The sequence below is a fragment of the Microcoleus sp. N9_A2 genome, assembly GCF_036701775.1.
Classification (GTDB): domain Bacteria; phylum Cyanobacteriota; class Cyanobacteriia; order Cyanobacteriales; family Microcoleaceae; genus Microcoleus.
Genome location: NZ_JAUBRH010000005.1, coordinates 1 through 10,415, shown reverse-complemented (window position 1 = coordinate 10,415; position 10,415 = coordinate 1). Strand labels below are relative to the sequence as shown.

12 protein-coding genes are annotated in these 10,415 nt (G+C 46.1%); 6 read left to right on the top strand and 6 right to left on the bottom strand.

From position 1 onward, the window contains the following. The 3 genes from QUA44_RS04185 to QUA44_RS04175 form a co-directional block, all read left to right on the top strand. Nucleotides 1-345, top strand: a 345-nt coding sequence (locus QUA44_RS04185) for a hypothetical protein (RefSeq protein WP_333276527.1), incomplete at its 5' end; no start/stop codon positions are given. Between the two features lie 60 nt (nt 346-405). Further along, nucleotides 406-1,113 (top strand): dethiobiotin synthase, encoded by a 708-nt coding sequence (gene bioD / locus QUA44_RS04180; RefSeq protein ID WP_333248890.1) that lies wholly within the window; start codon nt 406-408, stop codon nt 1,111-1,113. A 144-nt stretch (nt 1,114-1,257) separates the two neighbouring features. Continuing rightward, nucleotides 1,258-2,472, top strand: coding sequence for a M20 family metallopeptidase (locus QUA44_RS04175; protein ID WP_333248892.1), 1,215 nt, complete (start codon nt 1,258-1,260; stop codon nt 2,470-2,472). Nucleotides 2,473-2,742: 270 nt separating this feature from the next. On the opposite strand, the gene QUA44_RS04170 is transcribed toward QUA44_RS04175, so the two are convergent. Then, on the bottom strand, nt 2,743-3,723 hold the full coding sequence (locus QUA44_RS04170) for an aldo/keto reductase (protein ID WP_333248896.1): 981 nt from the start codon (nt 3,721-3,723) through the stop codon (nt 2,743-2,745). A gap of 348 nt (nt 3,724-4,071) precedes the next feature. After that, a complete protein-coding gene (locus tag QUA44_RS04165) occupies nt 4,072-5,463 on the bottom strand; it encodes a glycoside hydrolase family 10 protein (protein WP_333248898.1) in 1,392 nt (463 codons plus the stop codon). A 420-nt stretch (nt 5,464-5,883) separates the two neighbouring features. On the opposite strand from QUA44_RS04165, the gene QUA44_RS04160 reads away from it, so the two are divergent. The 3 genes from QUA44_RS04160 (at nt 5,884) to QUA44_RS04150 (ending at nt 8,847) form a co-directional block, all read left to right on the top strand. Then, entirely contained in the window at nt 5,884-7,107 is a 1,224-nt protein-coding gene (locus QUA44_RS04160) for an FAD-dependent oxidoreductase (RefSeq protein WP_445243634.1), read from the top strand. A 125-nt stretch (nt 7,108-7,232) separates the two neighbouring features. Beyond that, on the top strand, nt 7,233-7,895 hold the full coding sequence (locus QUA44_RS04155; RefSeq protein WP_333248904.1) for a DUF2834 domain-containing protein: 663 nt from the start codon (nt 7,233-7,235) through the stop codon (nt 7,893-7,895). 199 nt (nt 7,896-8,094) lie between these two features. After that, the gene (locus tag QUA44_RS04150; RefSeq protein ID WP_333248907.1) at nt 8,095-8,847 is read left to right on the top strand and encodes a gamma-glutamyl-gamma-aminobutyrate hydrolase family protein; all 753 of its coding nucleotides are present in this window, start codon (nt 8,095-8,097) and stop codon (nt 8,845-8,847) included. A gap of 4 nt (nt 8,848-8,851) precedes the next feature. Here the strand turns inward: QUA44_RS04150 and QUA44_RS04145 are convergent, their stop codons facing one another. Genes QUA44_RS04145 through QUA44_RS04130 form a run of 4 tightly spaced genes read right to left on the bottom strand, consistent with a single transcriptional unit; the run spans nt 8,852 to nt 10,193 of the window. Continuing rightward, nucleotides 8,852-9,040: a CPXCG motif-containing cysteine-rich protein gene (locus tag QUA44_RS04145; protein WP_006635525.1), complete on the bottom strand. Its 189-nt coding sequence runs from the start codon at nt 9,038-9,040 to the stop codon at nt 8,852-8,854. After that, the gene (locus QUA44_RS04140) at nt 9,024-9,485 is read right to left on the bottom strand and encodes an SRPBCC family protein (protein WP_333248910.1); all 462 of its coding nucleotides are present in this window, start codon (nt 9,483-9,485) and stop codon (nt 9,024-9,026) included. The genes QUA44_RS04145 and QUA44_RS04140 overlap by 17 nt, the downstream gene beginning before the upstream one ends. A 14-nt stretch (nt 9,486-9,499) precedes the next feature. Then, nucleotides 9,500-9,859 (bottom strand): transcriptional regulator, encoded by a 360-nt coding sequence (locus QUA44_RS04135; RefSeq protein ID WP_333248912.1) that lies wholly within the window; start codon nt 9,857-9,859, stop codon nt 9,500-9,502. A 4-nt stretch (nt 9,860-9,863) separates the two neighbouring features. Then, nucleotides 9,864-10,193 (bottom strand): type II toxin-antitoxin system RelE/ParE family toxin, encoded by a 330-nt coding sequence (locus QUA44_RS04130; RefSeq protein ID WP_333248914.1) that lies wholly within the window; start codon nt 10,191-10,193, stop codon nt 9,864-9,866. Between the last annotated feature and the right edge of the window lie 222 nt (nt 10,194-10,415).

Below are 10,415 nucleotides of genomic sequence, written 5' to 3'. Positions count from 1 at the left end.
TTGCCGGAACCAACCCCAGAACCAACCCCAGCGCCAACTCCGACACCAAAACCGACGCCAGCACCGAGTCCCGCGCCCAAACCGACTCCGAAACCGACTCCAGCGCCCAAACCGACGCCCGCACCAACACCCGCACCGGCCCCAACACCGGAACCTGCCCCAACACCCGCACCGGCCCCAACACCGGAACCTGCCCCAACACCCGCACCGTCACCGGAACCTGCCCCAACACCCGCACCGTCGCCGGAACCTGCCCCAACACCCGCACCGTCGCCGGAACCTGCACCAACTCCCGCACCGTCGCCGGAACCTGCACCAACTCCCGCACCGTCGCCAGAACTCTAAACTTCTGGCAAAATTCCCCTAGACTGAGGTTGATGCCAATTAATTGTTAGCTATTTGCCAATGAACTCCTTGCTAATTGCTGGAACTGATACCGACGCGGGCAAAACTGTTTTGACCAGCGCTTTGGCTGCTTATTGGCAAATGTATTTTCCCGATCGCAGTTTGGGAATTATGAAGCTGTTGCAAACAGGAACGGGCGATCGCGAACTCTACACCCGTTTGTTTTCCCTCGACCAATCCCCCGAAGAACTCAATCCGCTGCACTTTGATGCGCCTCTAGCACCGCCCAGTGCCGCCGAACGGGAGGGGAGACATATCGAACTCGAAAAGGTCTGGACGGCGTGGCAAAGCCTCTCTGAGCGCAAGGATTTTGTGTTGGTGGAAGCTTTGGGAGGGCTGGGTTCGCCTGTAACGTGGGAACTGACGGTGGCCGATATTGCCAGGGATTGGCGGCTGAGGGGAGTTTTGGTGGTACCTGTGAGGTTGGGGGCGATCGGGCAAGCTGTGGCGAATGTTGCTCTCGCCAGACACACTGGTTTTAAGCTCAGAGGAATTGTGCTCAATTGCGTTAAAGCTTATTCTGAACAAGAAATTGCCGATTTAGCGCCCGTTGATTTGATCGAGTCGCTGACTCAAATACCTGTGTTGGGTATTTTGCCGCATTTAGATGACCCGACTGACCTTGCTAAATTAGCTAAAGCAGCTTCAGATTTAGATTTAGAGCGGTTACTGCCAGGGGTTAATTTAGTTCCTCAGACTTCTAAATAACCCTATTCTAAACACCTCTCTTTCTCTGCGTACTCTGCGCCCTCTGCGGTTAAAAACTAAGATTTTATTTTAACCGCAGAGAGCGCAGAGAGCACAGAGAAAGAAAAGAGAGAGTTTTACAAATTGCTATAAGGAGAATAAAACATGGTTTCTACTTTACCGAATTTAACTTCTGTCAATTTATCTCAATTGCGGCTGGAGATTAGAAATTTGCAGCCTCAGTTAGTCGAATGGCGTCGCCTTTTGCACCAAAAGCCGGAGTTAAGTTTTGATGAAAATTTAACGGCGCAGTTTATCTCACAAAAGTTGCAGGAATGGGGAATTGAGCATGAAACTAATATTGCTAAAACTGGTATTGTCGCAACTATAGATAGCGGGAAACCGGGGCGGGTTTTGGCAATTCGGGCTGATATGGATGCTTTGCCGATTCAAGAAGAAAATGAGGTGGATTATCGATCGCAGCATGATGGAATTATGCACGCTTGCGGCCACGACGGCCACACTGCGATCGCCCTTGGTACTGTCTGTTATCTTGCCAAGCACAAACACAGCTTTTCGGGTAAGGTAAAATTCATCTTTCAGCCCGCCGAAGAAGGCCCGGGCGGCGCAAAACCGATGATTGAAGCGGGAGTTTTGAAGAATCCTGATGTTGATGCGATCGTCGGCTTGCATTTGTGGAACAATCTACCTTTAGGCACTGTAGGCGTTCGCAGCGGCGCGCTGATGGCGGCTGTCGAAGTTTTTGACTGCACGATTTTTGGCAAAGGTGGACACGGCGCAATGCCACATCAGACTGTGGACTCGATCGTAGTTACAGCCCAAATTGTCAGCGCCTTACAGGCAATTGTCGCGCGGAACATTGACCCGATCGACTCAGCGGTAGTAACTGTCGGCAAATTCCACGCAGGCCACACCCACAACGTCATTGCCGATACCGCTCAAATCGGTGGCACCGTGCGCTATTTCAATCCAGCATATCAAGGTTATTTTGCCAAGCGAATCGAGCAATTAATTGCCGGAATTTGTCAGAGTCACGGGGCAAGTTACCAATTAGATTATTGTGCGCTTTATCCGCCAGTTATTAATGATTCGAGAATAGCTGAATTGGTGCGCGGCGTGGCAGAATCAGTTGTAGAAACTCCTGCGGGAATCGTGCCGGAATGTCAAACAATGGGCGGCGAGGATATGTCGTTCTTTTTGCAAGAAGTTCCCGGTTGTTATTTCTTTTTGGGTTCAGCAAATCCCGAGAAAAACTTGGCTTACCCGCACCATCACCCGCGTTTTGATTTTGATGAAACTGCGCTGGGGATGGGTGTAGAAATGTTTGTGCGGTGTGTCGAAAATTTTTGCGCGATGTAAATCAGGCTTTCAGGGGCGGGCTAGAAGCCTACCCCACAATAAAATTTAGTTTTTGTGGAACAGGGAAATTCATCTCTTGTGGAACAGGCATCTTGCCTGTTCATGAAAATGGTACAACATCTCACGTCTTGCACCATTCTCGATAAGCCTTTTATGGGCGGGCTAGAAGCCCACCCCACAATAAAATTTAGTTTTTGTGGAACAGGCAAATTCATGTCTTGTGGAACAGGCATCTTGCCGGTTCATGAGAATGGTAAAACATCTCAGATATTACCGAGTTTGAAAGATATTCTGCACCATTTTCTTATCCACACTCGCCGCCGCCTTATCCAATTCTGCAATCTCGCCCGAATCCAACTCCCAGCCCAAAGCACCAATATTATCCCTCGCCTGTGCCGCAGATTTCGCCCCCGGAATCGGAATAGTTTCTTTGCAGATGCACCAGTTGATTGCTACCTGCGAAACAGTTTTGTTTCTGAATGCCGCTATTTCTCGCAAACAGCTCAAAAGTAATTGCATTCCCGGCAATAACTGCTGGCACGCCAAACCTCGAATACCTTTAGGCAAAGCGCCGTTTTCCGAATATTTCCCCGTCAGCAACCCCAAGGCTAGAGGACTGTAAGCAATCAATTTTATCCCCAATTCATCGCAAACATCTTTCAACCCCAGTTCTGTCACAGGATAGGTGGAAAGTAGGGAATATTGCACTTGTAAAGTAACAATAGGAATTTGGCGCGAGCTAAATCTTTGATGCACCCATTTCAGCCGTTTAGGCCCGTAATTAGACAAGCCCACTCCCTTGACCAATCCTTGCTCATAAAGGTCAGTCAAACCATCCAAAAGAGCCCCCTCTTGCCAAGGAGCGTAATTAGCTGTAGACCAGTGCATTTGCACCAAATCTACATTTTTTCCGAGGCGCGCCGCAGAGGCTTTACCCGCCGATATCATTGATTCTCGCGTCAGTCTCCAAGGATAAGCAGCCAGTTTTGTCGCAATACAAATACTGTCTTTATTGGCACCTTGATATTGTTGAGAAAACTGCCCCAAAAGCTGCTCGCTGCGTCCGTTTAATTTGCCAGTTCCGTAGGAGTCGCCGGTATCGAATAAAGTTACACCGTTACTAACACAAAGATTGAAAACGGCTTGCAATTCCTCGTCCATACTTTCATTGTAGCCCCAAAGGAATCTGTTGCCCCAAGCCCAAGTGCCACAGCCCATTTTTGGCAGTAAAATTGTTTGCTTTGTTTGCATTTTTATTGATGGTAGTTGTTGGTAATACGGATATTTTATAGGAATATAACTCGGTATCCTCCTAGCCCCAAGTAGAGCTGTTTCATTCTGCCAGGGGCCGCCAGGGACTCAAGTCCCTGTCTAATAGCATAAGTCGGTTAAAACCGACTCAAATAGTAATCTCTATTTTGAAAATTAGAGTTACACATATATTCTGCGCTAACTCTCTACAAAAACAGCTTTGATAGAATTGCTACAGTCGTCTTTAGACGACTTCAGCTATGAGACAGGGGTTTAAACCCCTGTCGGACTGTCGGACTAATGGCACACCCTACAAAATTACTAATGACTAAGGACTCTTTAATTCTTTTACGTGGTTGGTGATGGCGAAGGTGCGCTGTTTTTGGTAGGTTGCTCTGGCTTAGCTTTGGGGTCTGGTTTGGGTGGCGCAGGCGGAGGGAAAGTCGCCGCGCGTCTGGGTATTTGTAGCGCTGTTCGGAATGCAGAAGACGGGAAGAAATCGCTAAATTGAGAAAGTCGAACTGCGAGGGGTTCTGGTGCATATTCCCACAAGCTTTCGTAGTAAAAGAAAGCGACGCCTAAGCCGTATCCTTGGACTGCTTGCACCTGAGATTTAATTTGCTGAATCGGTACTTGGTTATTTCTCAAACCTGTCATAATCCCGATGCCGGTGGGAATTTTTTGCTGTGCTTCTTGCATTTCTGGACGGTTAATCTTTTCCACAAATGATTCTAGATTGGGGCGGTACACTTGCACGATTAGCTCGTCGGCAATATCCAAACGCACCCAAGTCAGCCAATCTTGCAGGTGATGTTTGTAAGCAAACTCGTAGTAATTGGGAGAAATCGAGAAAATTGCATTGGGTTTGACTGCTTTGACGGCTTGATTTAGCTGCGACATAAAAGCCGTGATTTTATTGGCTCGCCACTGCACCCATGCTGGATTTTGAAAATCTTTGGGCGGCGCTTTTTTGGTTTCTTTGGTATACAAAGCAACTGTGTAGTCATCGTATCCAAATTCCGACGGCAAACTCATGTGGTCGTCAAATTGAATGCCGTCGGCGTTGTATTGAGTGGTGATTTCGAGTACGAGTTCGGTAATGAATTGCTGCACTTCTGGATGAAAGGGATTGAGCCAAACTACTTCGCCACCTGCACCGATTGATGTTTGGCTGCCGTCCTGTTTTTGTGTCAGCCAATCGGGATGATTAGAGGCTAATTCTGAGGTGGGAGGAGCCATGAAACCAAACTCAAACCAAGGAATTACTAGCAGGCCTTGGCGGTGAGCTTTATCAATTAAATCGGCGATCATATCTTGTCCATCTAACCCTCTGTAAACAAAGGGCTGAATGTCTCTTTGCTGCGCTACATAGCTGGGATACATTGCATAGCCAGAATTCCAGACTACGGGATAGATTGTGTTGAAATTTAACCGTTTTAGTTGGCTGACAGCATCTCCTAGTTTGCGACTATCTCTGAGGATGTCTTTGTCGTTTGTAGTCATCCAAACGCCGCGAATTTCCTGGCGGGGTTGCTGGGCGATCGCCGGAATCAAGTTGTTCACCAGCAATACTATAATGAATGAGAGGGCAAACAGAAGCGGGAAAAGAGTTTTAATCGATCGCTGCCAACTGCGCGGAATGATGCGTAATGTCATAGTTTTGAATGGTGAGTTAGCTATCGAAACACACCCCGGCATAATTTGGTGATAAAATTTGCTCGCTCTACAGTCTACAGCCATTGGCGCTGATTTTGGAATCGGTTAAGTGAAATGGGTGGATTGATGTGCTCCGATCGCAACTGAGCTAAGTATAATCTCTGAGACAGAGGGTAAGTGACAGCATTCTGTCAAAGTGCTGGGAAATCATTCATTAGACCTCTTGCAAAAGTCAAATTTACCCCCCTTAGTCCCCCCTTATTAAGGGGAGAAACAAGAATAATCTTGCTCCCTCCCCTTAATAAGGGGAGGGTTGGGGTGGGGTGCTTTGGATTTTTGCAAGAGTTCTATTACGCACTGCAAGCTCTCCTTACCGGACAGTGCGGCCCAAGGAGTACGAGTGCTGTACAATATCGGTGGTGTAAAATCTTGATCGAACATCTGTAATTTGTGAAACATTTAGTCTTAATTGGCGGCGGTCACAGTCATGCTATCGTATTAAAAATGTTCGGTATCCAACCTCTGCCGGGAGTGCGTTTGACTCTGATTAGCGATGTCCTGCACGCGCCATATTCGGGGATGCTGCCGGGACACGTTGCCGGGTTTTACAATTATGATGAATGTCACATCGATTTGCGATCGCTCGCGGAATTTGCCCGGTGTCAAATATTAATCGATCGGGCGATCGCGATCGACCTTAACAAAAATTTAGTTATTTGTCAAACTCACCCTCCGGTTAATTTTGATGTGCTTTCTGTGGATATCGGCAGCACTCCCGCGACTTTATCTGTACCGGGCGCCGCAGAATATGCAATTGCAGCTAAACCCGTACCGGAGTTTTTAGCTAGCTGGAATCAGTTAATTTCCCAAAGGCAAAAGCATCCCCAAAAACCGCTGCGGATAGCGATTGTAGGCGGCGGTGCAGGGGGCGTAGAATTAGCATTAAATATGCAATCTCGTATGGCGAAGGAAGAAGGGTTCGGCAACGGATTGTGTAACGGATTTAACGGATGGATATTAAGGGAAGAGGGAAGGGGGAAGAAAGAAGAAGAATTAGAAATTCATTTGTTTCATAGCGGTGCTGAATTGATGCCGGGACATAACAAACGGGTTCGTCGCCGCCTGAAAAAAATTCTGATTAGTCGTGGGATTAAACTGCATTTAATGGAAAAAGTTAGTGCTATAGAAAAGCCAGAAACGATTGACATAGAAGATAATCAAGAATGCCCGATGCCCAATGCCCAAGGCCCAATGCCCAATGCCCAAATTTCCTGTAAATCAGGTTTAGAATTAGAGTGCGATCGCATTTTTTGGGTAACACAAGCATCGGCAGCCAGTTGGATAAGAGAATCCGGTTTAGCAGCCGACTCAAACGGCTTTATGCAAGTCAACGATTGCCTGCAATCAGTCTCTCACCCCAACGTATTTGCGGCTGGCGATATCGCTGCGATGGTTAATTATTCCCGTCCCAAAGCAGGCGTGTTTGCCGTGCGTCAGGGCAAACCGCTGTTTGAAAATTTGCAGCAGTTTTTATTGGAAAAACCGCTGAAACCCTTTGCACCGCAGGAACAATACTTAGGGTTAATTGGTACTGGGAATAAAAGGGCGATCGCCTCTCGCGGATCTTTCATGTGGGAATCGGCGCTGCTGTGGTATTGGAAAGATTGGATTGATCGCCAATTTATGCAAAAATTTAGCAATCTGCCCAAAACCCGCCATACCAAATAGCAATACCTTCCGCTCTAATCTTCTCTTCCTCTGTGTCCTCTGCGTCCTCTGTGGTTAAAAAAAAAGTATCTTTCAAAAATCATTGATCATTGCTATAGTAATATCAGAAGTAAAGAAAACTAACTATGTTCAGAAAAATTGGATTTGGGCTGCTTTGGATTGCATTTATCACCTACGCCTTTGTATTTGCACCACCCGACAGCCCAGAAAAAACCATCACACTAATTACCAATATTTCCACAGGCAAAATAGCAGACATCAACCCTTTAATTGTAGCGTTATTCAACCTCATGGGAGTCTGGCCGCTCATCTACAGTTGCGTCTTATTTGCTGACGGCAGGGGCCAGAAAATACCTGCATGGTTATTTGCCACTTTATCCTTTGGCGTCGGCGCCGTTGCCTTGCTGCCTTATTTAGCCCTGCGCGAACCGAATCATGAATTCTTGGGCAATAAAAATATCTTTTTAAAGATATTAGACTCCCGTTTTACAGGAATTTTCTTAACATTAGGCGCTGCTGCTTTAGTTGCTTTTGGCTTGACAAAAGGCGATTGGTCGGATTTTATTGGGCAGTGGCAAACCAGCCGTTTTGTCCACGTAATGAGTTTAGATTTTTGTCTGCTTTGCCTACTATTTCCGGCTTTGTTGGCCGACGACATGGCGCGCCGAGGAATGCAGAATTCTTCAGCATTTTGGGCTGTAACATTAGTGCCACTGTTCGGGCCGCTGGCTTATCTGTGTACGCGCCAACCCCTGCCGGAAACTAATACTAAAACTGTTACAAATTAGACAGCAGTAGGGGGAATTCTCAGTTTAATCTAGGAATCAATCACAAGTAATCAGACAAGAAACAGGCAAGATGCCTGTTTCACAATAAGTAAGTTTTATTGTGGGCCGTTGCTCTTAGTAGCCCGCCCATGAAACACGGATTACAAATAGTGCCAAATCTGAGTATTAATCTAAATAATTATCTCCCAGTCTCTAGCAAATGAAAAAATTTCCTATTGTTGGCATCACAACATACAACCGCTGTCCAGCAGGCGAATATCGCTTAAATGGAACTTATATTGATGCAGTTCAGGCGGCTGGTGGCATTCCGATTTTACTCCCCCCAAATCAATTAGATCCGGCTAGTATTTTTGATGCAGTAGATGGCTTGATTTTTTCCGGGGGCGGAGATATCAACCCAGAACTTTATGGCGGTTTGTGCGATCGCACAGTTTACTCGGTTAACGCAGAACGCGACAATTTTGAATTAAGCTTAGCAAAGCTAGCTTTGAAGGCTGACATACCTGTGTTGGGGATTTGCCGGGGAATGCAAATTCTGAACGTAGCCAGCGGTGGCAGTTTGGTGATTCACGTACCGGATGCTTACGGAGACGAGGTTAATCACGGATCGGGAATTCCCCCGCGTGCGATCGAGCATACCATTGAAATTGAACCCAGCAGTCGCCTAGCAAAAATTATGGGAAAAACTTCAACAACAGTTGTTTCCTGGCATCATCAAGCAGTGAGGAAGGTAACATCCGATTGGCGAATTGTAGCCGATGCACCTGACACTTTGGTAGAAGCAATGGAGCATTGCTATCACCCTTGGATGATAGCAATTCAATGGCACCCGGAAATGTCGCCAAAATGTTCGTTTAACTCTCGAATTTTTCAGGCTTTCGTAGAAGCAGCAGCTTCAAGACTTATGAATTCTACCAAGTCAGCATCAAAGGCAATTCCGACATTTTTATAGTCACTTATTCTTGATAGTCAGTATCTATTTCAATATCCAGGGTATCTTCATCTATTCTGACATACAGAACATTCGGGCGACAGCAAACCTGACAATCTTCGATATAAGATTGCTCCATACCACCGCTGATATCAACAAAAGTTGTACTTGGTTCGCCGCAGAATGCACAGTAATATTCAGCAGTTGTTTGCATCTTTTTCGCACTCTCTTTTTGTGACTTCGTGGCGGTAGCGAAACATATCTGTTAACCGCATTTCCACCCACCAACCTAACAACAAATCGACAATCGGGCCGCCCGGTATCGAAAATGCGATCGCATCTGTCAATCTAGTCTTGCCATTTTCTGTGGTAAACTCGTGTCGGTGAGTCCAACGCGCCATCGGCCCCTCAGTTTGTTCATCAACAAACAAGCGATATTGTTCACACTCAGTGTGAGTCGCCACCCATTTTACAGGAATCGGCCCCAATAACAGGCGAAATTCTGATACAGCACCCACATCGAGTCCCCCTTCGCGGCGAATGATTTTCACCGGTTGCCAAGGCGGAGTCAAAAGTTGCAGAATATCCGGCCTTTCGTGAAAGTTCCAGACTGCTTCAACGGTGGCATTAATTAGGGATGAATATCGAAAATTAGGCATTTTCTAGATTTAAGTTAAACAGTTATTTCCGATCGCGTTTCAGCATTTGCAGTATTATCGTCTGTATCAGTACAAACAGCAACTGTTAGTTTCAATCCCAAAGCATTCAGCCAAGTTCCCAGATTGTAAATCGCATCGCTACCTTGCTGCGAAAGTAATTCATCCAGTTTTTTTAAGTGCAATTCATATTCTTCAGGAGTCATTTTCGGTTGACCCAAAGCTGCTGCTACATCGCCTAGAGCAAGTCTGATTAATGCGTCGTCAGGTTCTTCGCCTTCATCTAATTCAAAATGAGTTTCGAGATAGATAGCCGCATAACTGGGGTCTTTTAGCCGCGCCATCAAAAAGTCATGATACGGTAAACTCTTAGGCATTTTTTTAACTCCGATAATCTGTCCAGTATTCTATTGCTTGGGCAATGTCTCTGTCTTGAGTGCTTTTATCTCCTCCGCACAGCAGAAGTACAATTGTTGTTCCCACTTGTCCAAAATAGATTCGGAAACCAGGGCCATAGTCTATTCTTAATTCAAAGACTCCTTCTCCAACAGATTTACAATCTCCCAAATTTCCCAAAATAACTCGGTTAAGTCTTTTATTAATAATTGTGGGAATTTTACGCTCTCGGAACGAATCACACCAGTTATCAAACGGCACTTGACCGTCTGAGGTAACATAACGCTGAATTTCCCTGGGTTGGACTTCTGGCATAATTGTATTATAGTACGTCGCTCCTTATTTTATCTTGTTAAGTTAGCTTTCGAGCTACTGACTTCCAAAGATGCGATCTTCTTCGAGGGCTTCGCTAACGCACTTTCGCATCCGCTATTTCTTAACTCGTCAACTGCAAATCCTTGTAACCGTTCAGGGGGGGTAAAAGAGAAATAGCCCAAAAAGCGGAGAAAATCTGATAAATTAAGTGACATGGAAGAA

Coding starts and splice junctions, on each gene's coding strand:
- QUA44_RS04155 (WP_333248904.1), top strand. CDS start 7,233: ATGTTCAGAAAAATTGGATTTGGGCTGCTTTGGATTGCATTTATCACC.
- QUA44_RS04140 (WP_333248910.1), bottom strand. CDS start 9,485: ATGCCTAATTTTCGATATTCATCCCTAATTAATGCCACCGTTGAAGCA.
- QUA44_RS04130 (WP_333248914.1), bottom strand. CDS start 10,193: ATGCCAGAAGTCCAACCCAGGGAAATTCAGCGTTATGTTACCTCAGAC.
- QUA44_RS04170 (WP_333248896.1), bottom strand. CDS start 3,723: ATGCAAACAAAGCAAACAATTTTACTGCCAAAAATGGGCTGTGGCACT.
- QUA44_RS04160 (WP_445243634.1), top strand. CDS start 5,884: ATGTTCGGTATCCAACCTCTGCCGGGAGTGCGTTTGACTCTGATTAGC.
- QUA44_RS04135 (WP_333248912.1), bottom strand. CDS start 9,859: ATGCCTAAGAGTTTACCGTATCATGACTTTTTGATGGCGCGGCTAAAA.
- QUA44_RS04175 (WP_333248892.1), top strand. CDS start 1,258: ATGGTTTCTACTTTACCGAATTTAACTTCTGTCAATTTATCTCAATTG.
- QUA44_RS04145 (WP_006635525.1), bottom strand. CDS start 9,040: ATGCAAACAACTGCTGAATATTACTGTGCATTCTGCGGCGAACCAAGT.
- QUA44_RS04165 (WP_333248898.1), bottom strand. CDS start 5,463: ATGGCTGTAGACTGTAGAGCGAGCAAATTTTATCACCAAATTATGCCG.
- bioD (WP_333248890.1), top strand. CDS start 406: ATGAACTCCTTGCTAATTGCTGGAACTGATACCGACGCGGGCAAAACT.
- QUA44_RS04150 (WP_333248907.1), top strand. CDS start 8,095: ATGAAAAAATTTCCTATTGTTGGCATCACAACATACAACCGCTGTCCA.